At 39.6% G+C, this 25,222-nt stretch carries 22 protein-coding genes; 9 read left to right on the top strand and 13 right to left on the bottom strand.

The genetic code is table 11. The features are described from left to right. The 4 genes from VGE44_RS02105 to VGE44_RS02090 all read left to right on the top strand — a co-directional run. Positions 1 to 663 (top strand): DUF6266 family protein (locus tag VGE44_RS02105; protein ID WP_331076111.1); only part of this gene is annotated, 663 nt, incomplete at its 5' end. 19 nt (positions 664 to 682) lie between these two features. After that, on the top strand, positions 683 to 1,051 hold the full coding sequence (locus tag VGE44_RS02100) for a hypothetical protein (protein WP_331076110.1): 369 nt from the start codon (positions 683 to 685) through the stop codon (positions 1,049 to 1,051). Beyond that, complete coding sequence (locus VGE44_RS02095) at positions 970 to 1,776, top strand: hypothetical protein (RefSeq protein ID WP_331076109.1); 807 nt, start codon at positions 970 to 972, stop codon at positions 1,774 to 1,776. The genes VGE44_RS02100 and VGE44_RS02095 overlap by 82 nt, the downstream gene beginning before the upstream one ends. 367 nt (positions 1,777 to 2,143) lie before the next feature. Further along, positions 2,144 to 2,680, top strand: a complete 537-nt coding sequence (locus VGE44_RS02090; RefSeq protein ID WP_331076108.1) for a hypothetical protein — start codon at positions 2,144 to 2,146, stop codon at positions 2,678 to 2,680. 426 nt (positions 2,681 to 3,106) lie between these two features. On the opposite strand, the gene VGE44_RS02085 is transcribed toward VGE44_RS02090, so the two are convergent. Then, positions 3,107 to 4,525: a Gfo/Idh/MocA family protein gene (locus tag VGE44_RS02085; RefSeq protein WP_331076107.1), complete on the bottom strand. Its 1,419-nt coding sequence runs from the start codon at positions 4,523 to 4,525 to the stop codon at positions 3,107 to 3,109. A 411-nt stretch (positions 4,526 to 4,936) separates the two neighbouring features. Here VGE44_RS02085 and VGE44_RS02080 point away from each other — a divergent pair, with 411 nt between their 5' ends. Beyond that, positions 4,937 to 6,097: an acyltransferase family protein gene (locus tag VGE44_RS02080; protein ID WP_331076106.1), complete on the top strand. Its 1,161-nt coding sequence runs from the start codon at positions 4,937 to 4,939 to the stop codon at positions 6,095 to 6,097. A 285-nt stretch (positions 6,098 to 6,382) separates the two neighbouring features. Here VGE44_RS02080 and VGE44_RS02075 read toward each other — a convergent pair whose 3' ends face one another. The 9 genes from VGE44_RS02075 to upp form a co-directional block, all read right to left on the bottom strand. Next, positions 6,383 to 7,675: a twin-arginine translocation signal domain-containing protein gene (locus VGE44_RS02075; RefSeq protein WP_331076105.1), complete on the bottom strand. Its 1,293-nt coding sequence runs from the start codon at positions 7,673 to 7,675 to the stop codon at positions 6,383 to 6,385. Between the two features lie 793 nt (positions 7,676 to 8,468). Further along, positions 8,469 to 9,332 carry a glucose-1-phosphate thymidylyltransferase RfbA gene (gene rfbA / locus VGE44_RS02070; RefSeq protein ID WP_331076104.1) on the bottom strand — a complete coding sequence of 288 codons (864 nt, stop codon included), beginning with the start codon at positions 9,330 to 9,332 and terminating at the stop codon, positions 8,469 to 8,471. A 123-nt stretch (positions 9,333 to 9,455) separates the two neighbouring features. Then, complete coding sequence (lptC, locus tag VGE44_RS02065) at positions 9,456 to 10,019, bottom strand: LPS export ABC transporter periplasmic protein LptC (RefSeq protein ID WP_331076103.1); 564 nt, start codon at positions 10,017 to 10,019, stop codon at positions 9,456 to 9,458. A gap of 3 nt (positions 10,020 to 10,022) precedes the next feature. Then, entirely contained in the window at positions 10,023 to 11,318 is a 1,296-nt protein-coding gene (locus VGE44_RS02060; protein ID WP_331076102.1) for a hypothetical protein, read from the bottom strand. Further along, complete coding sequence (locus tag VGE44_RS02055) at positions 11,315 to 12,049, bottom strand: type III pantothenate kinase (protein ID WP_331076101.1); 735 nt, start codon at positions 12,047 to 12,049, stop codon at positions 11,315 to 11,317. Before VGE44_RS02055 ends, VGE44_RS02060 begins: the two co-directional genes overlap by 4 nt. 182 nt (positions 12,050 to 12,231) lie before the next feature. Continuing rightward, complete coding sequence (locus VGE44_RS02050) at positions 12,232 to 13,212, bottom strand: DUF6427 family protein (RefSeq protein ID WP_331076100.1); 981 nt, start codon at positions 13,210 to 13,212, stop codon at positions 12,232 to 12,234. 128 nt (positions 13,213 to 13,340) lie between these two features. Beyond that, complete coding sequence (locus tag VGE44_RS02045; RefSeq protein ID WP_331076099.1) at positions 13,341 to 13,868, bottom strand: DinB family protein; 528 nt, start codon at positions 13,866 to 13,868, stop codon at positions 13,341 to 13,343. Beyond that, positions 13,865 to 14,557: a YjjG family noncanonical pyrimidine nucleotidase gene (locus VGE44_RS02040; RefSeq protein ID WP_331076098.1), complete on the bottom strand. Its 693-nt coding sequence runs from the start codon at positions 14,555 to 14,557 to the stop codon at positions 13,865 to 13,867. Before VGE44_RS02040 ends, VGE44_RS02045 begins: the two co-directional genes overlap by 4 nt. Positions 14,558 to 14,641: 84 nt before the next feature. Then, positions 14,642 to 15,286 (bottom strand): uracil phosphoribosyltransferase, encoded by a 645-nt coding sequence (upp, locus tag VGE44_RS02035; RefSeq protein WP_331076097.1) that lies wholly within the window; start codon positions 15,284 to 15,286, stop codon positions 14,642 to 14,644. A 403-nt stretch (positions 15,287 to 15,689) separates the two neighbouring features. On the opposite strand from upp, the gene uvrB reads away from it, so the two are divergent. The 4 genes from uvrB to VGE44_RS02015 all read left to right on the top strand — a co-directional run bounded on the left by uvrB (position 15,690) and on the right by VGE44_RS02015 (position 21,564). Continuing rightward, entirely contained in the window at positions 15,690 to 17,720 is a 2,031-nt protein-coding gene (gene uvrB, locus VGE44_RS02030) for an excinuclease ABC subunit UvrB (protein ID WP_331076096.1), read from the top strand. Between the two features lie 170 nt (positions 17,721 to 17,890). After that, positions 17,891 to 18,085 (top strand): YwbE family protein, encoded by a 195-nt coding sequence (locus VGE44_RS02025; RefSeq protein ID WP_331076095.1) that lies wholly within the window; start codon positions 17,891 to 17,893, stop codon positions 18,083 to 18,085. A gap of 560 nt (positions 18,086 to 18,645) precedes the next feature. Beyond that, a complete protein-coding gene (locus VGE44_RS02020) occupies positions 18,646 to 18,894 on the top strand; it encodes a DUF4834 family protein (RefSeq protein ID WP_331076094.1) in 249 nt (82 codons plus the stop codon). A gap of 177 nt (positions 18,895 to 19,071) precedes the next feature. Beyond that, the gene (locus tag VGE44_RS02015) at positions 19,072 to 21,564 is read left to right on the top strand and encodes a YfhO family protein (RefSeq protein ID WP_331076093.1); all 2,493 of its coding nucleotides are present in this window, start codon (positions 19,072 to 19,074) and stop codon (positions 21,562 to 21,564) included. Between the two features lie 519 nt (positions 21,565 to 22,083). Here the strand turns inward: VGE44_RS02015 and VGE44_RS02010 are convergent. The 3 genes from VGE44_RS02010 to VGE44_RS02000 all read right to left on the bottom strand — a co-directional run. Beyond that, the gene (locus VGE44_RS02010) at positions 22,084 to 22,383 is read right to left on the bottom strand and encodes a GIY-YIG nuclease family protein (protein ID WP_331076092.1); all 300 of its coding nucleotides are present in this window, start codon (positions 22,381 to 22,383) and stop codon (positions 22,084 to 22,086) included. A 740-nt stretch (positions 22,384 to 23,123) separates the two neighbouring features. After that, a complete protein-coding gene (locus tag VGE44_RS02005; protein ID WP_331076091.1) occupies positions 23,124 to 23,876 on the bottom strand; it encodes a glycosyltransferase family 2 protein in 753 nt (250 codons plus the stop codon). After that, the coding region (locus VGE44_RS02000; protein ID WP_331076090.1) for a glycosyltransferase at positions 23,863 to 25,222 on the bottom strand (1,360 nt) is incomplete at its 5' end. The genes VGE44_RS02005 and VGE44_RS02000, both read right to left, overlap by 14 nt.

The raw sequence follows: 25,222 nt of genomic DNA, 5'->3' as shown, positions 1-25,222 counted from the left end.
ATATTACATCATGGTATCCTGGGAGGTTTTAGCGGAAAAGTTGGAAACATTGTAGGATACAGGTATAAAAACCAATATTGCATCCGGCAGATGCCGCGTAAATCAATCAAGCCTGCGGGCAGCAAACAGTTATCACAAAGGGAAAAATTTAAGCTTTCCATCGCTTTAATTTCTCCTTTGCGTGATCAGCTGAAACAATTACCTGAGAAAGGTAAAAGAAGGATTTCAGCGTTCAATTGCTGCCTGAGCAAAATTCTAAGGGAGGTCATCGGGGGCACTTATCCTGAGTATTCCTTCAATTATGCTGCTCTTCAAATCAGTTCCGGTAGCCTGTCTGTTGGCCACTGCCATTCTGTATATGCCTTAGAAAACAATTTGGTCTTCAATTGGTGCCCGGATACCCCTGATTTCTATTTAGACAGAAGGCTGTACATGCTGGCTTATAACCCACTTAGAAAAAAATGGGTTTGCGACAGTCTTGAACTGAGATCCGGCGACTGTATGGGTATGCTTAGTCTGCCTTGCAGCTTTATCGGGGAACAAGTGGAAACCTATATGTATTTCACTAAGTCCAATGGCAAAACGGTATCAGACAGTATTCATCTGGGGTCAGTTAATTTACCGGATGTTTCTTTTTCAGAAGTCTCAATAAACCTTAATTAATCATCTTAAAATCATTATCATGGAACTCATTCAAAAATATTATCTACCCTGGCATTTTCCTTTCAGAAAGGAATTAGCGGGGATCCTTATTATCATTGTGATCTTCCTGTTATTCCCTTACATCATTCGCACAATAGATGTTACCGCTGCAGCGATCGATCCGGGAATATTCAGCGCAATTATTCTGGCTGTATCAGCTATCCTGATCTTCAAATCTGTAACCTGGTGGATTATTACAGCCATCTGGCCGGTGTTTGCAGAATATTCGAACGATCATTTTGAACGGAATTTTAAATCCTTACTGTCATGGCAAAAAGTAATTATTTACCTCGGATTCTACTTACTGGTGTTATTTGCATTTGTGGTTGCATTGGCAGCGATAGTATAGTTGTTGGTTGTCGGTTGTTAGTTGTTAGTAATAATGTGGTTCAGAAGAAATTTTTCAGTACTCGCGCTGATCAAAGGGCAAAGAACAAGGAAGCAGGACGAGCAGGATTTTCAATGAATAATCAAATTAAAAACTTACAACCTATCACTTACAACTTACAACTCTCCCAAAGCTATCGGGTAACAACCAAAAAAATCTACGACTCACAAATTGGTATCCGTGAACAAGGTATTAATACGGGTCCGCAGGTTGAAGAATATCTCAATTATGTGAACTTGAAAAAGGGACAGCCCTGGTGTGCAGCTTTTATCTGCTGGGTTTACGGGCAGGCAGGGATTGAGAATCCGCGCTCGGGCTGGTCACCTGACCTGTTTAAGGGTAGTAAAGTGATATGGGATAGAGCTGAAAGTGGAAAGCTGAAAGTGGAAAGCAGGGAAAAGCATCAGGGCGGAAATTCGTTAGAAGCAATGTCAGTTCGCCCAACAACTAACAACCAACAACCCGATAGCTATCGGGTAACAACTGGAGATATTTTCGGTCTCTTCTTTTCAGAAAAGAATCGCATTGCCCATGCCGGTTTCATTGACCAATGGGATGGAACCTGGTTGATTACGGTTGAGGGGAATACGAATGATTCAGGCGGCAGGGAAGGGGATGGGGTCTACAGAAAAAGAAGGTTGGTTAGATCTGTTTATCAGGTGGCAAGTTATATTGGAGTACCGTAGAGCTGATGATTGCAATCACTGCTAGTATTTTTTCTACTGACCCAGAATGGGTCAAATGTTTATAGAATTACATTAACACGGAAATCCCGACCCGGAAGGGCAATGTCATTATTTAAGGACTACGATCCTGACGAAAGTCAGGATCTCCTCCAATATTAAAAAAAAGCATTGTCATTCTGGCGAAGGCCAGAACCTCCTACTCCTTAACTTAATGACATTGCCTGAAGGGGTCGTATGTAGAATTCCTATACATACGACCCCTTCAGGGTCGGAAAATAGGTATTTATGATTTTTCTATAAACATACGACCCCTTTGGGGTCGACCAAAACTTTTACCAGACACTAGCAAACATAAAATTCAATAATCATGAAAATCACTAAAATTAAGTTTGGATATACTTTTTGGGGTGCTTTGTTTATTTCAATTGCTTTAACATCATGCCAGATCAATAAATTTCTGAATCGTCAGAAAAGCAAAATGCAGGTATCGGAGGATCAGAAAATCATGAATATTACAGAACTGCAAACCAGGCTGAAAGACAGCCGTACTATCCAATTATCTGATTCACTTGGCCATACTTATCAGGTAGATATTTTTCCTGTTGATACATTTAGTTTTTCACCGGAAAGTGGATTTAAAGGAAAAGCATTCAGTATCAGCATTACAGGAAAACAAAATGTAGTAAAGAGTCTTATTGACAGTTCAAATCGATCTCAGGATGTCCATAGCCTTGAAATGGATAATATTGAATTTAGTCGGAGGATGGAACAGAATACAGATTCGAAGATTAAGGAAAAGGAAAGCAGAATTGCATTTCCTAAAATTATCATTGCTCTGATTAGTTTATTGATGCTGATCGCCAGATGGCGATACTGGAAGCGTATGACTGCATTTGAGAAATGAGGGTTTACAAAATTTCATACTCATAGTGATGAGATTCTTCGTCGCCTCATAATTTTAGTGCATTGAAAAACCGATTGGCTCCTCTGAATGACAATACACTACACATTGTGTACCCACCCATCGACAAATAGACAACCCGATAGCTATCGGGTCACTCATTGACAAATCAAATGGATCAAAGAATAAAGAGCAATGAATAAAGACAAGACCCATGGCTCAAATGAAGCACTCATCCCATTTGCTAATTTGCTCATTCTCTAATTTACTAATTCCCACCCATCGACAAATAGACAAATCATCTAATTGACAAATTCCTCCCCCGTTTGCGACTGACGAAATCTACTTTCTAATCGCCTATGTGATTTCGTAAGTCCTTTCTAATTTACTAATTTGTCTAATTCATGTCAACTGTCAACTGTCAACTGATCACAGTTTCACCTCCGTATTCCCCCCCTTATTTAAAGTAATATCAACCGGCGCATTTGTTTTCCATGAGCCTCTTGTAAAGTCAGGGACATCTATTGAATTCGAGCGATTCTTAACTGACCATTCACTCAGCGGGAAAATAGAGCTCCATAATGCCGCATCATATACATCCTGATCGACAGGCAAACCATTACGAAGACAGTCGATATTATGCCAATCCATTAAAAAATCCATCCCTCCATGGCCACCAACCTGCTTTGCGAGTTCACCAACCTTTTTAACTATTGCTGGTTCATATTTCTTTTCAAGGACCTTAAACTCCTCCTCAGAAATCCAGCCTTCATGACCGATTGAGATCTTACCCGGAAGCGGATACTTCTGGGCAGTACCTTTAGTTCCGCTAATCAGATGTATCCTGGAATAGGGGCGCGGAGAGGTAACATCATGCTGCAACATGATCGTTTTGCCTTTATTGGTACGAATGGTGGTGGTATTCATATTGCCATTAAAAGGCTTTCCAACAAATTGCTTATAGATATCGTCGCTGGCAGCCAGTTTCTTCGCGGTATCAGCCATCATAAAATCATTTGTAGAAACAGAAACCAGATAATCCATTTTATCACCACGATTAATGTTCATCACCTGACTTACAGGACCAAGGCCATGTGTAGGATACAAATTGCCTTGTCTGCTGGCATCCATTCTGAGACGCCAGAAATCATAATATTTATCTTTTGAGAAATCACCGGCCAAAAGGTCATGGATATATGCTCCTTCAGCATGAACAATCTCCCCAAAAAATCCCTGGCGGGCCATATTGAGTGTTAATAACTCGAAAAAGTCATAGCAACAATTTTCAAGTATCATACAATGCTTTTTGTTTCGCTCAGAGCTCTCTACCAGTCGCCAGCATTCCTCAATTGTAGTAGCAGCAGGTATTTCAGTACAGGCATGTTTTCCATGATCCATTGCATAAATGGCCATTGGAGCATGTAAAGCCCAGGGAGTGGCAATATAAACCAGATCGATATCATCACGCTCACAAACCTTTTTCCAGGCTTCAGGATTTCCTGTAACCAGTTCAGGTTTCTGCCCTGAAGCCTCAATACGCTTAAATGCGGCATTTGCCTTCTCAGGACGCAGATCACAGATAACTTTAATTTCAACACCTCCAATCTTACTCATTCGCTGAACCGCACCCGATCCCCGGTTTCCAGTGCCTATAAATGCAATCCGAACTGTTTCTAGCTTTGGAGCAGCATAGCCTGACATATTAAACTTCTGAGGCCGGTTCAGAAAATCAGACGAATCAAGATTTTCATTCCTATCGGATGCAAATGCAGGTAAACTGCTTAGCATTGTTACACCGGCAACAGCCGGAATGGCCTGTTTAATAAAGTCTCTGCGATTATTTTTCATGAAGTTCTGTTTTTAATTGAACACGAGGAGAAATTTAAGAAGAATTTCGCTGAATCTGCAGATGCTCCTATAGAAAATATTAAATCTGATCCTTTTAATTAAATAATGCTTAATCCTGCCGCACCAATGATGGGGCAAACCCAACATGAGAATGTAATAGTTATTCCATAATAGGACAAAATGGGAGCTTGCACCGCAGATTCCGGCCTCAGAGCCGGAATCTCCTTATTCCCCAAAATAGTATGTCATTCCCACGAAAGTGGGAACCTCCTTTTTACTCAATCACAGAATTTATTCGTGGCGGATACCCAATATCATTAAGTTATAGATCAAATTAAATGTTATTTACTAAAGACAGCACAAATTATTAATACCACTCTCTTGATTACATCAAAAAATATTAATTTAACAATGGAAACACTCAAAGCAAGAAAAATGGAAAAGCAACCTAGTCCAGAAAATAACTCAGAAGTAAGTAAACCACAACGGCTTCTATCCATTGATGCTCTCCGGGGATTTGATATGCTGCTGATTTCAGGCGGAGGAACATTTCTGGTTCTGCTTGAGAATAATACCGGCTTAGCCTGGATCGACTGGATTGCAGGCCAACTGAAGCATCCTGCATGGAATGGCTTTACATTTTATGATTTCATTTTCCCGCTTTTTCTTTTCATTGCCGGAGTATCCATGGCATTTTCGCTAAATAAAGGGATAGAAATGGGCCTGTCAAAAGCTGAATTGTACAAAAAAGCGTTCTGGAGGATGCTCATTTTAGTTATTCTTGGGATTCTTGATAAAAATCAGCCTGTCACATTTTTTGAGCCCAGCCAGATCAGGGTTGCCAGTGTGCTGGGCAGAATTGGTGTTGCCGGATTTTTTGCCAGTCTGCTGTATTTGAACTTCTCCCGCCTTAACAGAATATTCTGGGTTGCCGGAATTCTGCTGCTCTATTATGCAGCCTTATTCCTTATACCAGTTCCCGGCTATGGTGCAGGGAATTTAAGTATGGAGGGTAATCTTGTTGGATGGATCGATAGAAATTTCCTTCCGGGAAGGCTACTTCAAAAAATTTATGATGAAAACGGACTCATCACTCAATTACCAGCTCTTTGCCTTACCGTAATGGGCTCAATGGCAGGTGATGTCCTGCGTTCAGACAGAAAAGAGAGTAAAAAATTGCAGATTCTCCTTATGGCAGGTATTGCAGGTATAGGTATTGGACTTTTATGGGGACTGCATTTCCCGATCAACAAACATCTTTGGTCAAGTTCGTTCATTATGCTTACAGCAGGAATGGCCTTTTTAATACTCAGCCTTTTCTATTATATAATCGATGTATTGAAGTTCCAAAGCTGGGCTTTCTTTTTCCAGGTTATAGGGATGAATTCATTAACCATTTATCTGGCCTATCACTTCATTGACTTTGAACACACCTCTCATGCACTTTTTGCAGGACTATATGCTCCATTACCTGAACAGTTTCATGATGCACTTGAAGCACTCGGCGCACTGATTCTGGTATGGTCAATGATGTATTTCTTGTACAGGAAGAAGATTTTTATTAAGATCTGAGTTGTAAGGTAGAAGTTATAAGTAATAAGTTCTAGGTTGTAAGTTTTAGATTCTGCTATTCATTTGCTGTTCTACTCCTTACCAAAATGGGGCTGGCTCAGGCTTGCTGCTTTTGGATCCTGATTCCCCTCATCGACAAATAGACAAATCACCTCATTGACAAATTCTTAAACTAGATGTGACTGACGAAATCAACTTTCTTATCGCCTGTGTGATTTCGTAAGTCTGTACCCCATTTGCTAATTCTCAAATTTGCTAATTTGCTAATTCTCGTTCATCGACAAATTAGCCCTTCAGCCACTGATCAAACCAGTCGAAAGCTTCCTTCTGCATGTCCTTATCAAACTTATGCGGACCCGGATAGTAGGAGCATTTATACTTATCCTCTGCTTTTGCTTTGGCATAGACTTCTTTCAGGATTTTATCGGCATTTTGCATTTCCGGAAGAGTATACAATTGATCTTCCGAGTCGTTTAAAACCAAAGTTGGAAGTGGAGCTCTCAATCCAAGAATTTCAGGAAAATCCATTTCCTTGGGTAATACCGGAACATAGGTCATCCAGGTATGAGTAAAGGATTTATTAAGTATCAGATCTTTCCAGGTTGTCATGAAGCCAACACAAACCGCACATTTTATCCTGGAATCCAATCCGCCCATAAATACAGTACGCATCCCCCCTCCTGATAATCCTGCGCATCCAACCTGATCCGGATTTACGTCCTTGCGGGCGCATAGAACATCAAGCGCTTTCTGATCTTCGGCAAAAAAGACACCTGGCCAGGTAGTACCGGCGCAAAAAAGTGACTTAGCCATAATATGCTCATGATCAGATGCCCAGGTATTATATGCCTTAATATTTTCAGAATTCTCAGGATCCTTATCACTCAAACCCTTCCGCATATTTGCAGGTAGATCCTGCATCATCACCCTGCGACTGGCAAAAGGAAATGCATCAGATACTAGTACAACGTAACCTCGCTTAGCAATTTCATTCGCCCATGCCATACCGCTATAATATGTTTTCTGATGTTCTACTATGTCCGGATGCTGCTTTTCGGAGGTACGTGTAATTTTCCTGGTTCCAAAATATTTGTTTGCTCCATGATCATGGAATGCCAGAATTCCCGGTAAAGCACCTTTCGCATTTGCTGGTTTCAGTAAAATAGCTTCTGTTGGACGGCCGTAAGGCAATTGCCAGCTTAGCTCTTCAATATGCAGACCATCATATTCATATTGTTTCTTAACAGTAACCGTTGGAGCACCCCCGATTTCAGGAATTCCAAGCCGATCAAGAATACGTTCATTTGCAGATGCTTTCCACTGATCAATATTTTGCCATTTCGTGTTCCTGAAAGAGTGGGAAGGTACCTTATTATCAATCAGTGAACTGGCCCATGGCCCATAGAGGCCTATGATACTTTGCTTGGTTGGATCAAGTGTTTCATTGTCAACAATTGGGGCCTTTGTTCCCTGGTTTGAATCAGTACAAGATGCGAGGCTGCTCAGCATACTGCTGCTAACCACACCAACGCCAGCTATTCCTGCTACCTTAAGAAAATCTCTACGATTATTTTTCATCTGTTTATTTTTATGTTTTCCCCGCTTTGCGGAATTGAAATCAAATTATAAAACAAGATAAGAGAATTTTTAAATAGAGTGCAATGCGGGGGGTAGGTTTTATACTTAATTCGGTTATCGGAAATCTGATGTCTGAGATATCCTGCTTTATTGGAGGAATAGGCCTAAAAATTTTATTGGATTCTTAATAGCTGCGAAATCTAATGTTTTCGATATAGAGGCTTCAAATTGGAGGATATCCTTGCAATACTTTTAAACACTCTCCCTTAGAGAGGGTAGTTCAAAACTTGAAACCAGTAGTTCCGAACGCAGGGTGAGGCTCAAAAAATGGTTTGACAGCTACATTATTTATTAAAGATTAAGATTTACTAGTAGATTACCCACAAATAGTGAGATAAATCCTGCTTCAGCAAAATTTCATACTCATAGTGATGAGATCCTTCGTCGCCGCAAAATTTTATTAAACTGAGAAAATCAACCGGCTCCTCTGGATGACATACACTACACATTGTGTACCCACTCATCGACAAATAGACAAATCATCTAATTGACAAATCAAATGGATCAAAGAACAAGGAATAAAGACAAGAACGATAGCTTCAAATGAAGTACTCATCCCATTTGCTAATTTGCTCATTTCCTCATTTGCTCATTCCCCCCATCAACAAATAGACAAATCTTCTAATTGACAAATCAAATGGATCAAAGAACAATGAGCAAGGAATAAAGACAAGAACGATAGCTTCAAATGAAGTACTCATCCCATTTGCTAATTTTCAAATTTGTTAATTTGCTAATTCTTCATCAACCCGAGCAGATACTCCCCATATCCACTTTTCAACAGAGGCTCAGCAACTTTCTTCAACTGTTCTGAATCAATGAACTTCATTTGAAAAGCAATTTCCTCGATACATCCTATCTTTAATCCCTGACGCTCTTCAATGACCTGAACGAATTGACCGGCCTGCATCAGAGAATTGAATGTTCCTGTATCCAGCCAGGCGGTACCACGACTTAAAACCCCAACTTTCAGTTTTCCCTGTTGCAAATACTCCCGGTTAATATCGGTTATCTCATATTCACCCCTAGGAGATGGCTTGATGTTTTTCGCAATTTGTACTACAGAATTATTGTAGAAATATAATCCGGGGACAGCATAATTGGATTTTGGCTTAAGCGGCTTTTCTTCAATAGAAAGTGCTTTGAAGTCTTTATCGAATTCAACTACTCCATATCTTTCCGGGTCAGATACCTGGTAGGCAAATACAATACCTCCTTCAGGATTCTGAATTGCTGGTAAAAGGTTAGTGATAGAATCACCATGAAAGATATTATCACCTAGTATGAGTGCAACATCATCACCCGCAATGAACTTCTCACCGATCACAAATGCCTGAGCAAGTCCGTTGGGTACTCTTTGCTCTGCATAAGAAAATTTACAGCCTATCCGGCTTCCATCCCCCAGAAGTTTCTCGAAATTGGGAAGATCATGAGGAGTAGAAATGATCAGAATCTCACGTATTCCAGCCTGCATCAGGGTAGAAAGTGGATAATAAATCATTGGCTTATCATAAACAGGCATCAATTGCTTGCTCACTGCCAGGGTAAGCGGATGCAACCTGGTCCCTGATCCTCCTGCAAGTATAATTCCTTTCATTGCTTATCAATAAATAGTTATCTGTTGTCTGTTATCAGTTATCAGTGAATTACTGCTTCATCTAATATTTACTAGTAGACGGAAAGCTAATTGTCCACTGTCAATTGTCAACTATCAATTAAATTAAAACCCCTGCTCCCCAGTCAATCTCAGATCGCCTGTTGATTGTACTATCTCATAATATGAAAAATCTTCATTTGCCCAAAAACTGGTACCATAGAGAATATTCTGGTTGGAAGTAATACTAACAAGCTTGTTCGAATAAAAACGCTTTTTTGTTTCATCCCAGATCAGTTCTTCCGACTTGAATGTCTCTCCTTTAATATTGGTAGCAACAACATTCCGCTTGAGTTCAACAATGTTTTCACGTTCGCGACGAATCGCATAATCGGACTTAACCCGGCTTGATTCCTGCTGGTACTGATCATAAAAAATCACAGTTACGCCCTTATTCATCTCAATATAAGGCTTCTCTGTTTTAAAATTAAGTAATTCGGGAGTAATAAGTTTGGCTTTTACAATAGTCGAGTCGCTGTAAATAATTTCTACACCTGTAGATTTATCAACAGGAACCAACATTTTCTTAGCGGATATTTGTTCAACCTTGCGTAAATCGTTCTCACAGGCAAAGAACATAATGATTCCTGCATAAAAAACAGCACCGTATATGCAGCGCCGCAATATCATATATTAATCAATATAGGTTTTCTGGAACCACTTATCATTCAGCGTGAAGCCAAGGTGTATATTAACGTAACGGTCACGAACCAGGTTATTCTTTTCGGTACCACGCTGCCCAACTTCAGCAGCCAAATTTATTTTGTAGAAACTTGATCTGTTACGAGGTAATGGGAAACCAAATCCAAAATTAAGAGCATATTGGTTGATATCATTGTTGCCAATTTTAACAAAGGTTTTGTCGTACTTAACCCCCAAACGGTAATCCATCAGTTTAAAATAACTACTAACAGAATTTGGATCCGGGGTAAACTGCCCGCCCACAATTACACCATAGCTATCATTCAAACCAGGATTTGTGCTTCCTTCCCTGTAATCTGACCATCTGCTATAAGTGAAATCGGCTCCAAACAGCCATGCATTGGTTTTTTCAAAGGCAAAGCCGGCTGTATGGGTTAATGGCATTGTAATTTTAGTTTTAGTCCCTTCTGCAAAATAGGTACTATCTGCTGCTGCAAGTTCCTCCATTTCTACATCCTTTCTGTAACGTGTAGTAACGATATTACTTTTGGAGTTTAGGCTATGACCTGAATTTCCTGAATAACCCAGAATGAATTTTGTTTTGCTGCTAATCTCTCCGGTGTATTGCAAAGCATAATCGTAGCTTAAACCACCAACAGAATTGCTGTACTGAGTGCGGGAATTAAAAGCTGTTGTTGCTTCATTAACAAACTCAAAGGCTCTGGTTTGTTTCAGGCTACCGAAAAGATAAGCAAAGTTAAAGCCTAAACTCAGATTTTTATTGATCTTAAAGCCATAACCCAAATACGCTTTTGACATTCCTCCTTCTCCACCATAAATATAATTTACCTTGCTTGTGTCAACAAGACCAGAATTCATAAACTGATATCCTAAATCACTGTATGGAACAAGTCCGAAACTTACCGCAGAGAATTTATTCACCGGCACACCAAAAGCAATATGGCTCAGGGTAGAGTTGAACTGTCGTTTTCCGGAAACTCCTCCCTTACTTAGCTGACGGATATCCATAGAAGCTCCAACATCAAAAGTAGTCAGCTCGAGGGTTGAATATGATGCCGGGTTTGCCAGATTTATATTATCATACAATCCCGGTTTACGAACACCCATACTTAAACCGCCCATAGCCCTGTTCTGAGGCAATAATGAACCACTCAGATCACCCAGTCCAAATTGTGAATACGGAGAAGAAGAAGTTACCTGTGCTGTTGAAGATAAACTTATCGCAAGCAGAAAAAGAAAGAATATATTTTTAAATATTTTAATCATTGTTGTTCTATAACTTCATTTAAACCAATTAATACCAAATCGGGCGCGGTTTTTAAAGTGTGGGCAAAGATGCTATTTTTAAGCCTAGTATCAAAAAAAATCGCATCCCCTCCACATAGTATAACCAGTAATCCGGGATATCTGGATCTGTAAATCTCAATCATCCCCCTTACTTCCTCTGTGCAGCCATTCAGCACGCCCGAAAGCATCGCAGATGGGGTATCATATCCCCGCCAGTCTGCGTAATCAGAGAGTTCAACCTCAGGCAATCGTCCGGTGAACTTATGCATAGCCTTCAATCTCATTTTCAAGCCAGGAGAAATACTTCCTCCTTCGTATACACCTGCATTATCAACCGCATCATAGGTAATGCAAGTACCAGCATCAATAACCAGACAATTGGTATCCGGAAAAAGCGATTTGGCCCCAATTACTCCTGCAAATCTATCTAAGCCCAGAGTTTCAGGACTTTTGTATTTATTAATGACTCCTGCTTTTAAACTTGCCGAGAATCGAATATATTTTGTCCGTTCTTTCAGGAGGTCTTCAAGCTTGTTTATCTCATCATTGACGGATGAAATTATGCTATGGGTAATTTTGTGATTATCAAGCAAACGGCTTAACTGTATTGTGTCAAGTTTTTCAATCGTGCCCGATTCTGCAAGTTTGCGTCTGTAAAAAATAGCAAACTTTGTTCGTGAGTTGCCAATATCAATAACCAGGTGCGCCATTAAACATTCTATAAAAACTCAATAATACCATTGCAGCACCCATTGCTTAGCTGCAGTTCTGCGGCATTAGCTTAAGCATCCCGGAAGAAAATTACTAATCCACATCGCATAGCACAAAGCTATTTAATTTTTGAAACTGACAGGGCTTAATTCTGTTAAAAAAGGTTAAAACATTGTTTCTTTCAGAATAACTGAAAATAAATAATGCAGCTGAGTAAAATAAAATACAGGCTTTCGTAGAGCCAGCGTCTGCCTGCATGAAGGAAATAGTAAGCCATTAGGGCTGAAGCCGGAGGTACACAAAACAAAAAATGATACAGTACAAGATTCTGTTTTAAATAGAAGGACAAAAGCCCGATGATGAACATGAAAAATAAAAGGAGGAACGATTTTCTAAGTTGAACCACACTTCTGAAGAAGTTCTGCTGTAATTGAAAAAAGCCCAGTATCAATATAATCACCACAGGTATCAGGACCAGAGAATCATATAGGTTGATACGAAGATTAGTTGGAAATTTAGTCGTTAAAGGCAACCATATACTATAAAATTTGTCCAAAGAATCATTCCAGAAATAAAAAACTGCCAGAAAAAAGAATATGGTAATAAAGCCAGAAATAACTGCAAACCACTCTCTCCAGTTGAAGGGCCTGAAAATAACAAGACTGATCCATATAAGTGGAAGCATAGATATAAATGGGAAATAGACCAGTGTTCCTACAGCAACAATCATCCCGAGATCGTACACAACAGACCTGACCTCATCTCTTTTGTAGATACTAAGGAACTTGTCAATCATCCACAATATCATAAAGTTACAAACCAGTGCGGGGCTCAAAAGCAGGAAAGGACTAAGTAGACTTCCTGCAGTGACATACATCAATGCGGGCAAAAAAGTAGGTTTCCCAAGCAGCCCGTATGAATTAATGATTCTGTTAAATATTAATGCCTGAATAATCAAAATGATTTGGGCCATCAGTACATTCGCAAGTGGGCTGAATGCATTTTCAAGAGGCACATCAATCAGCAACCTTGCGAAAGGTTCCATAAACTCAAAACTTATCTGATCCGGCAGATGAATGAATATTCCAACCCTTAACAAAGTGGCTATCCCAATCAGAAGGATGATATTAAAAGGATTGACACTTCTGAACTGCTTAATCATTTTAGTGTTTAGTATTTAGTAGTTAGTATTTAGTACTACACTATTACGAATAGAATATACTAATTTGTACCTGAATTTTTCAACTGTCAACTGTCAACTGTCAACTGTCAACTGTCAACTGTCAACTGTCAACTGTCAACTGTCAACTTCCTCCCAATCCTCTTCAGTTGCCGTGTATGATGCACAGTATGCACTTCAATAAATCGGAACCATTCTTTCGCATTCAAAAGCCCGAGTCGGGGATGTTTTGTCTTTTGATAGGGGTTTGCTTTATGAATCTTTGATTTGATCTCTCCAAGACGGATTTTAAATTTAGCGATGAGGTTTATTGCATCTTCTCTGCTGATCTTTGAAGTCATTGCAGCAATCCTTTCCGGGGCTTTAAACTTTACAGGGGGAAATCTTCCAAAAAATAAAATTAGCCATGCCATCCAGTGTATTCTTTTCCTGCTCAAAACACCAGTACCCACAATACACTTCTCGGTTGCGATGATTGAAAGAAGGTTAGATTGAAAGATATGAGAATAGGTTTCAGAATAGGACCATCCACCATCCGGAGGACTTTGAATAAATTCCTCCTCAGATAGCTGTGTCAGGAGATATTCATATTCTGATACAGTTCTCAACAGGGATTTATAATGCCTCTCAATGCTCATAATATGTTTATAAGTTCACTTAAACATGTTATCTCCTGCTCAACATCTTCAGGTTTGTCTTTTCTTTCCGGATTAAAATAAATAGCCTTCATTCCATAATCCTGTGCACCCCGAATATCAGCCTCAAGGCTATCACCGATCATAATACTTTCAGAAACAGCTGCATTTGCGAGAGTCAGTGCATGATTAAAAATAGCTCGGTCCGGTTTATTAAACCCTACTACTTCCGAAATAACCACATTTTCAAAATATACATTAAGACCATTGTTACTGACCTTTAGTTCTGTAGATTCCTTGAATCCATTTGAAATCAGGTGCAAGGAATACCTCTTTTTAAGATATGAAAGTGTTTCATGTGCTTTAGGAAACAAGTTGGTTTTCGTTGGACAAATATTTACATAATCATCTTCAAACTGTTGAGGAATAAGGTTTGGCGAAAGTCCGAGGTCAATAAATGTTTTGGAGAATCTGGTTTCCCTTAGCTTTTGTTTGGTGATTTTTCCCACATGGTATTCTGCCCAAAGCTGGTGGTTATTATGTGTATATACCTCAATAAAACGATCCGGAGAATGTAAACCAAGATCCCTCAGCTTATAGGTATGATAGAGTTCATACAACGTTTCCTCTGCATTTTTATCAAAATCCCAGATCGTATGATCAAGGTCAAAAAAAAGGTGTTTATAATGCATTAAAATTGGCTACTATTTATAATATGCAAATTAACGGATAATAGCCGAAAAGGGACAGCTTAAATTAAATGCATGGCGGGATTTTTATTCCTTAATACCAAAGGATAAATCACCAGCATCTCCAAGACCAGGAACTATGTAAGATTTTGTAGTTAGCTCTTCATCGACTGAACCAATCCAGAGCCTCGCTTTGGGGAGATTTGCCTTGATGTGCTCTATGCCAATTTTACAGGCAATAACCCCAACAATGTGCAACTCTTTGATCTTGTATTGAGCCAATAATTCTTTACAGCAAAGAACCATACTTTCACCAGTTGCTATCATTGGATCTGCTACAACCAAAATTTTACCATCAAGGGATGGAGCAGAAATATATTCGATCTTGATTATAAAGTTATGCCCTTTGGTTGTTTTGCGGTAGGCAGAAATAAAAGCAGAGTCAGCTCTGTCAAAATAGTTTAAAAGTCCCTGATGAAGAGGTAGACCAGCTCTCAGAATCGTTGCCAGCACTGGCAGCTCATTCATTACCTGAACGGATGCCGTTCCAAGACTAGTCTCAAACTCAGTATCGGTAAAGCTCATAGTCTTACTTATTTCATAAGCAAAAATTTCGCCCAGACGCTCCATATTTCTTCGAAAACGCATGCTGTCCTGCTGAATCTGTGCATCACGCAGTTCAGCCAGGAAATGATTTGCGATCGAGTTAGTTTGGTCAAGTATAAATGCCATGTTTAAATTTAAGGAATTAAGTTGAATTAGGAATTAGACAATTTGAAAATGAGCAAATTAGCAAATGGGAAGAGTGCTTCAGCTTGTAATTTAGCACCAATTGAATCAGGGGTATTTGTCGATGAGGGAGTAATTAGAGAATTTGAAAATGAGCAAATTAGCAAATGGGAAGGGTGCTATAGCTTGAAATTCTACTACCAGTTGAATTCAAGGAGTTATATTTAGATTGGCTGATTTGTCAATTTGCTGACTAGTTCGATTGTCGAGGTAGGATGTCATCCCGATCCGCCCTTCGCTGGAGGGAACTTCGTTGGGATTCAATATAATTTTACTTTTAAAGCAGTAATCCACAGATAACTGACAACAGGTAACAGACAACAAATTATTATCTTTGCACTATCCTATGGAATTCAAACTCACTTCAGAATATTATCCCACTGGCGACCAGCCGGAGGCGATAAGGCAATTAGTGGAAGGCGTTAATGCCGGGGAGCATTATCAGACCCTGCTGGGAGTAACAGGTTCTGGTAAAACCTTTACCATTGCCAATGTGGTGCAGCAAACGCAAAAGCCAATGCTGGTTCTTAGCCATAATAAAACCCTGGCAGCCCAGCTTTATGGAGAATTCAAGCAATTCTTTCCGGAGAATGCGGTGAATTACTTTGTATCCTATTATGATTATTATCAGCCCGAAGCGTATATAGCTTCATCCAATACCTATATCGAAAAGGATCTTCAGATTAATGAAGAAATTGAGAAACTAAGGCTACGCACTACCTCTTCACTAATGTCAGGAAGACGAGATATCATCGTAGTTTCATCCATATCCTGCATTTACGGTATGGGAAATCCGGAGGATTTTTCAAATTCAATATTCCGATTTGCTGTGGGCACAAGAATCAGCAGGAATGCTTTTCTGCACCGTTTGGTCGAAATACTTTATTCCAGAACGACAGTAGATTTCCGCCGCGGGACATTCAGGGTGAAGGGTGACACAGTGGATATCTACCCGGCTTACATGGACTTTGCCTACCGTGTTTCCTTTTATGGGGATGATATCGAAGAGCTGAGTACAATTGATCCCGCATCCGGAAAAACATTAGAGAAAATGGATCATCTGGCCATTTTTCCTGCGAATTTATTCGTCACCCCAAAGGAAAGGCTTACCCAATCCATCTGGGCTATTCAGGAAGAACTTGAAAGCCGTAAGCAGCAGTTTATTGATGAAAAACGATTTTTAGAAGCTAAAAGACTGGAAGAGCGGGTTAACTATGACCTGGAAATGATTAGGGAACTTGGTTATTGCAGCGGAATTGAAAATTACTCCCGTTTTTTTGATGGAAGAACTCCTGGAATGCGTCCATTCTGTCTGCTGGATTATTTCCCTGATGATTATCTGATGGTGATTGATGAAAGCCATGTTACAGTTCCACAAATCAGGGCAATGTATGGGGGTGATCGTTCCAGAAAAATCTCCCTGGTAGATTATGGTTTCCGCTTGCCGGCCGCTCTGGATAACCGTCCCCTGAACTTTAATGAATTTGAAAAACTTGCCCCACAGACTATTTATGTAAGTGCCACTCCAGGTGATTATGAATTGGAGCAAACTGAAGGGGTATTTGTTGAGCAGGTGATCCGGCCCACCGGACTACTGGATCCGGAAATTGAGATCCGGCCGGTTGTAAATCAGGTAGACGACTTGCTTGATGAGATCGATAAAACCGTTAAACTGGGTGACAGGATACTCGTTACTACCCTGACCAAAAGAATGTCTGAAGAACTTACGAAGTATATGAACCGCCTTGGAATTAAGGTAAGATATATTCACTCCGAGGTAAAAACAATGGAAAGGGTTGAAATTCTGCGGGATTTGAGGCTGGGTGTAATTGATGTTTTAATTGGGATAAACCTGCTTCGCGAGGGTTTGGATCTTCCGGAAGTATCCCTGGTGGCTATTCTGGATGCTGATAAAGAAGGTTTCCTTCGCTCTGAAAGATCTCTGATACAAACAATAGGTCGCGCAGCCCGAAATGACCGCGGACGGGTGATCATGTATGCTGATAAAATTACCAACAGTATGCGTATCACCATTGAGGAAACCAATCGAAGGAGAGAGAAACAGATCGCTTATAATACTAAACATGGCATTACACCAAGAACAGTTGGTAAATCCCGTGAAGCTATTATTGAGCAGACCTCAGTAATGGATTTTAAAGGTGGTGTTCAGAAAGCTTATGTCGAGAAGGAAATGACCGACAATCTGGCCGCTGATCCTATTGTTCAGTACATGACCAAATCCGAATTACAGAAATCCATTGATAAAACTAAAAAGGATATGGCACTGGCCGCAAAAGAAATGGACTTCCTTCTTGCAGCCAAACTAAGAGATGAAATGTTTGCACTGGAGAAGGTGATGGAGGAGAGGTTTAAGTAATTGACAGCTGACAATGGACAGTTGAAAATTAAAAATGAAAATATTACTTCAATTGATATTTAGTACTACTTTACCAATGAGAGGTAACTAATAAGAACTAATTGAGAGTAGAGAATTAGCTGACAGTGTACTACCTAAGCAAATTGTCAATTGTCAACTATCATCTAATAATGGACGGCAAAAACAGAAAAGACATTTATCCCGGACTGGAAGTTGATATAATCCTTAAAAAAGACCAGCGTTCCGGAGCCCGAACCAGGGGAGTTGTTCAGGCATTGCTTACAAGTGCAGCTTTCCATTCCAGAGGCATCAAAGTAAGACTTGAAGACGGACAAGTAGGCCGGGTGGTGGAAATATTCCCATAAATCTTTTAAAAAAATCTGTCTAAAGGCCAGAAATTAACAAATTATTGCAATTCCACCATTTGCTAATTCCCTCATCATTAGTGTCCGATTAAAATTAAACTTCTAGTCAAATGTGCTAGCTATAAATTAAAATAGGAATTCATTAACATTTTTAAAAGCATGCCCCCTATTTTATCAAAATTATAGGATAAGCAAAATGAGGTTCCAGCTTTCGCTGGATCCGATAGATCGGATGACATGTATTTTTTATTAGGGAGATCCTGACTTTCAGGATCGCTTGTCCCAAAAAGCACCTGCAATGATACTACTCAGATTCCGGCAAAGGCCGGAATCTCCCTATTCCACCCATCGGATTGTCATTCCAGCGAAAGCTGGAACCTCCTAAACTCATGAAATTACATTTCAAGCTTTCCAAGGACACTAGTAATTCTCTAATTTGCTAACCCGATAGCTATCGGGTTGCTAATTCTTTCTAAACGTAATTCCAATGTAACATTTAATCCTATTTGAAACATTTTAAAAAAATTAACGTCTATATTTGAGTATTATATCTTGTTATTATGGCAATTTTAAAGTTTTTATTTATCACAATTTGTATTCTCTGGCTGATCAAAATGATAGCCCGAGTGCTTTTGCCAATCGCATTTCAAAAAATGATGTCAAAAGCACAAAATCAGGCTAATCAACGCTATCAGCAACAACATAACCAAAATCCCGATGGCCGCATTCGCGTAGATTATATGCCACCAAAAGAAAAAAATCGCGGTGATCAGGCTGGTGACTTCGTAGAGTATGAGGAAATTAAATAAGCTCGACTTTTTTCTTAAAAAGTTACCTTTTAAAATTATTGATCAGTTTATTCAAAGTTCGGCCTCCGATTTTGCCCGAATTACCCAATAATTAAGATTTATTTTCATAAAGCTCGATAACAAGCCTTGCAGGTTTAAGCTTTTTTCTATTTTTGGCATTCAACTAATTTAAGCAGAATGAATAACTGGTTTAAACGCAATGGAGTACATCTGGCCATTATAGGAATATTTATCGCCTTATGTTTTGTGTATTTCAGTCCGGCATTGCAGGGTAAAGCCCTCTATCAGAGCGATGTTCTCATGGCTCAGGGTATGCAAAAAGAGATCATGGATATTAAAGCAAAGGATGGTAAAGGGCCATTGTGGACCAATTCCATGTTTGGCGGTATGCCTGCATTTCAGATATGGGTACAGTATCCAAACAATGTGACAACCTATGTCATTTCCTTCTTTAAAACTGTTTTCCCGAATCCGATCGATACCGTTCTGCTTTATCTTTTAGGAGCTTACCTACTATTCTGCGTTTTAAGAATGAACCCATGGCTGGCAGCAGCAGGGGCTATCGCTTTTGCATTTTCATCTTATAATTTCCAGATCATCGATGCCGGTCATAGCAATAAAGCAATGGCCATCGCATTCTTCCCACCTATTCTGGCTGGAATTATTATGGCTTTTCGCAGGCAATATCTTACAGGCGCTGTTATAACAGCATTATTCCTTGCTATTGAGATAAGAACCAACCATATTCAGATGACATATTATCTGTTTATTGCCTTGCTTATTTATGTTGGTATTGAACTTTATCATGCAGTTAAAACTAAAACCACTCAGGATTTTCTGAAATCCTTTGGCTACCTGGCTGCAGCAGTTTTGCTTGCAGTTGCAGTGAATGCAGGAATGCTCTGGACAAGTTATGAATATGGGGCAGAAACTATCCGTGGAAAATCAAATTTAAAAACTGAAAAGTCGGAGCCTAATAATGGCCTGGACCGTGAATATGCTTATCAATGGAGTCAGGGACTTGGTGAAAGTCTGACATTTTTGGTTCCGAATGCTTATGGAGGAGCTTCAGGTGCAGGTAATCTGGATGAGAATTCAGAAGTGGCAAAAACCCTGGCAACTAAAGGTATTCCTGCAGAGCAGCTTATGCCAGCCATGCAGCAATTATCTCAGATTGGCTTAAGTACCTATTGGGGAGACAAACAGTTCACCTCCGGCCCATGGTATTTTGGAGCAATCATCTGCTTCCTCTTCATTCTCGGTTTATTTATTGTAAAAAACAGAATAAAATGGTGGATTCTGAGTGCAAGTCTTTTGTGTCTGATACTCTCCTTTGGAAGACACCTTCCCTTCCTTTCTGACTTGTTCTTTGATTATTTCCCACTTTATAATAAATTCAGAGCGGTTGAATCTATCCTGGTTATTACCGCATTTCTAATTCCAGTGCTGGCTATTCTTGCTGTTAAGGAAGTTGCATTCCACACAGAAGATCCTAAAAAATTAACTAAGAGCCTTTTAAATAGTTTATACATCACCGGTGGACTCTTATTAATTCTTATTGCTGTTCCAACAGTATTACTGGATTTCAAAACACAGAATCATAATGCGTTTATTGAGCAATTAACTCAGGTAACCAATGGAGACAGAACGTTTGCAGACTCAATTGCCAAAGCACTGGTAGATGACAGAATAAGTCTCGCGAGAATGGATGCCTTACGTTCCCTTTTCTTTGTTCTCGTTGGAGCAGGATTAATCTGGGCACTGATTAGAAAGAAAATGAACCCTCAGGTTACATTTATAATTTTGGCAGCTGTGATTTTGGTTGATATGTGGAATATCGACAGACGCTATCTGAATAATGAGAAATTTGTTGATAAGAGTGTGCTGGCACAACAGTTCAAGACAAGGGATGTAGATCAACTCATTCAAAGGGATGGATCTTATTATCGTGTCCTCGATCTTGCCTCCGGTAATCCTTTTTCAAATTCAATACCGTCTTACTTCCATAAAAGTATTGGTGGTTATCATGCAGCAAAATTGAAAAGATATCAGGAAGTTCTTGATAAGCAATTTAATGGAGCGATCAATGAAGATGTTCTGGATATGCTGAATACCAAATATCTGATTACTTCTGATCAAAATGGCCAGAAAGAAACTATGGTAAACCGCTCTACAGCTGCCGGAAATGCCTGGTTTGTTCAGAATGTGGAATATGTCAAAAGTGCCGATGAAGAAATGCTCGCAATCAGTAGCTTCGATCCAAAAAAGGTAATGGTTGTTCATGAAGAGTTTAAGCCACTAATCGATATAAAAAAGGTTGGCTATGATGGAAATGCTTTCATCAGACTTACCAATTACCATCCCGATCATATGACTTATGAATACTCTTCCGGTCGTGATGCCCTTGCAGTATTTTCAGAAATATGGTATGATAAAGGCTGGAATGCTTATGTTGACGGAGAAAAAATTCCTTATTTCAGAGCGGATTACCTTTTAAGAGCTGCACAATTGCCTGGAGGAAATCACAAGCTCGAATTTAAATTTGAACCGACGTCTTATTATACAGGAGAGACTATTTCGCTAATAGCTTCTATCCTGCTTATTCTGGGTTTGGCTTATGCGATCTATATAGAAACAAGAAAGAAAAATCCTGAGCCGGCAAAAGCATAATCCCGTCATTTCGATGAGCGAAAGGAATTGTTTTACTTAGAAATACTATTAAGGCGAAGAGAAATCTCAGAGTTAAAAGGACTCTCTAATATCAACAGATTTCTCCACAACGGGAATTTCAAGCTTAAGAAGAAGATACTACTGCTGTGTTCGAAATGACGGATCCAATCCCGTCATTTCGATGAGCGAAAGGAATTGTTTTAATTAGAAATACTATTAACGCGAAGAGAAATCTCAAAGTTAAAAGCAGACCCACATTAACAGATTTCTCCACAACGGGAATTACAACCTTAAGAAGATCATACTGCCGATGTGTTCGAAATGACGGAACCCATCCCGTCATTTCGAACACGCGAGTACTATTCCCCTATTTCTATTAATTTGACGCGTGGAGAAATCTGTTGAATTGGAGAGTGATTTGAGCTAAGATAAAAATAAATGAATCCTGCTGCTTAAAACAGATTCCTCTAAGTGCATGCCCGCCCGGTCATGCGGACCTCATCCGGAATAACGGTACTATCACCATTCTTTAATTTCCTCCCATAAATCTTTCCATTCAGGATTAAGGGTATTGATTAGTTGTTCTTTCTTTTCTCTTCGCCATTTCTTCAAAATTTTTTCGCGCATTATTGCTTCTTCAATTGAGAAGAAACTCTCATAATAAATGCAATTAGTTAAATTATACTTTGCAGTGAAGCTTTTGGGAAAATGGTGTTCCTTATGTTGCAATACCCTGTTATAAAGATCAGAGGTTACACCGATATATAAGGTAGTTCTATTTTTGTTGGTCATTATGTAAACCGCCCCACCTTTTTTCATTGCGAAGGTTAAGAAAGTTATAGGATATCATTAGAAAAAATTAGATTATGTAACCAATGAATGAGTAATCGGTAATATTCAGCTAATAACCATCATTGCGATGAGTGGAAACAATTGTTTTCCCGTCATTTCGATGAGCGAAAGGAATTGTTTTAATTAGAAATACTATTAACGCGAAGAGAAATCTCAGAGTTAAAAGCACTGCCTGACATCAACAGATTTCTCCACAACGCGAATTACAACTTTAAGAATAAAATACTGCTGATGTGTTCGAAATGACGGATCCAAAAGTACAACCCCCAATCAACAGATTTATCCACAACGCGAATTACAACTTTAAGAAGAAGATACTACTGCTGTGTTCGAAATGACGGATCCAAAAGTACAACCCCCAATCAACAGATTTCTCCACAACGCGAATCTCAACCTTAAGAATAAAATACTGCCGATGTGTTCGAAATGACGGATCCAATCCCGTCATTTCGATGAGCGAAAGAAATTGTTTTAATTAGAAATACTATTAACGCGAAGAGAAATCTCAGAGTTAAAAGCACTGCCCACAATCAACAGATTTCTCCACAACGCGAATTACAACTTTAAGAAGATTATACTGCTGATGTGTTCGAAATGACGGATCCAAAAGTACAACCCCCAATCAACAGATTTATCCACAACGCGAATCTCAACCTTAAGAAGAAGATACTACTGCTGTGTTCGAAATGACGGAAGTTTAAACTCCGTTAGTCATTCGTCCTTCTGTGCCTGAGGTAGTAAAAAGCTAATTTTCCTGCAATAACAGCATGGTTAAATACATTAGGAATAAGTCCGTAATGCTTCGAAAAAATATGGAAACGTTCGATCAGACTCTGACGATGCTTCTTCTTTGACATTCCGCCAACCAGATACTTTGCAACATACATTCTCGTATTAACAATCTTTACTGCCTTTTTAGCTGCCTTAATGATCCAATCAATATCTGCACTTAATTTATATTGGGGATCATAAGGCTCAGTCAGGGACCTGCGGATATAAATAGCCTGGTGGCTGATACTCATCCCGTACTTAAAATCTTTCCAGCTAAATGTTTCAGGAGCTTTATGCCTCCTTTGTCCCAGACTATTCCAGTCTTCATCGTACATCTCAGTCTCTCCATAATAAATGTCCGCATCGGGAGCAGAGGCGAATACATTCTCAACTGTATCAGAAGCATATAATTCATCACCTGAATTCATAAACAAAATATAATCACCCGATGCCAGCGCTAATCCTTTGTTCATTGCATCATAAATGCCTTTATCCTTTTCAGAAATCAGCTTAGCCAGTCTTCCTTCATATTTCTTCAAGATTTCCAGTGTTCCATCAGTTGAGGCACCATCAATTACCAGGTATTCAATATTGGGATAGGTTTGGTTCAACACCGACAGAACCGTACGTTCAATATCCCGGACATTATTATAAACAATCGTAATGACAGTTAATTTAGGCTTGAACATGGTTCTTTAGCAATGATTCGTATAATTCGATATGCCGGCGTGCAATGATATGCTCCGAAAAATGATCTTCAATTGTTTTGCGGGAATTCGCACTTAATACCTGAGAGTTAGCCGAATAAACCCATGCTATTCCGCGGGCAAGATCTGCAGAAGAACGATATTCGGCAAGGTATCCATTTTGCTGATGCTGAACCATATCCGGGATTCCACCGGTTCTGAAAGCTACTACCGGAGTGCCACATGCCAGGCTCTCCATTACGGTGTTCGGGAGATTATCTTCGATTGAAGGAGCCAGAAAAACATCTGCTGCACTATAGCACAAAGCCAGTTTTTCATCATCAGAGATAGTCCCAAGAAAAGTAGTTTTGATTGAAAAATCAGGAACATTTTTTTCGTCCCTGTTACCAAAAATGCTCAGCTCCAGCTTATCAGGATCAAGATCATAATTCGTAGCGAACAACTCAATTGCATCGACCAGATAACTTGTTCCTTTATGCATATCCATACGGGATGGCATAAAACCGCTCATCATAATGAACTTGTCCGGTGCCAGACCGAGGGCTTGTCTGGCCAAATCTCTATCACTTGGTTTAAAAACATCGGTTTCGAGGGTATTCGGAATATTTACAACTTTAACTGATCTGAGCAAACTACTCATCCGAACCGAATCAGCCATCCATCTTCCGGGTGCAATGACGGTAAAATCCAGACCAGAATACGCATTTTTCTTTTGAAGCCAGATCCTATGAGAATGATCATCCTTACCAGAATTTTTCAGCACCGGACAATTACCACATTCCTTTAGAAAATGATCACATTCATACCGCACATGGCAACCGCCGGTAAAAGCATTGCTGTCATGGAAAGTCCATACTATCGGTTTATTCAAAGCTGACAATTTTGCAAGATCTGCAGGCCGCAAAAAGGCATGATTGATCCAGTGCAGATGTATGATATCAGCAGATCGAAGCAGCTCAAGCTTTGAAACATCCCTGCCCCAAAGCGGAAAAGAAAATGGTATGGGTAGCGGCTTGGTGAAAAACTTAGAGTAATACCGTTCGAGAATGATTCCAAATGCAGTAAGCCATTTATTGAAAAAGCCCTTGGATAGATTAACAACCTCAGGATTATCCCTGAACAGAAAATTAACTGCCAGCACAGAGTCAAGGCCTTCAGCTTTCAGAGCTTTATTCAGGCGCATACAAGCACGCCCAGCTCCGCCATTACCGGCATATGAATTCAGATGGATAATTCTCACTATCCCAAAAATACAATTCATATCATAAACAGGAAGATTTTCAGAAAAACAAATTGCTTTCCCTGCTATTTTCACTAGCATATCTAAA

It is taken from the genome of Daejeonella sp., assembly GCF_036405355.1.
Lineage (GTDB): Bacteria > Bacteroidota > Bacteroidia > Sphingobacteriales > Sphingobacteriaceae > Daejeonella.
The sequence above is the reverse complement of the archived record's forward strand: the minus strand, read 5'-3'. Positions and strand labels throughout refer to the sequence as shown.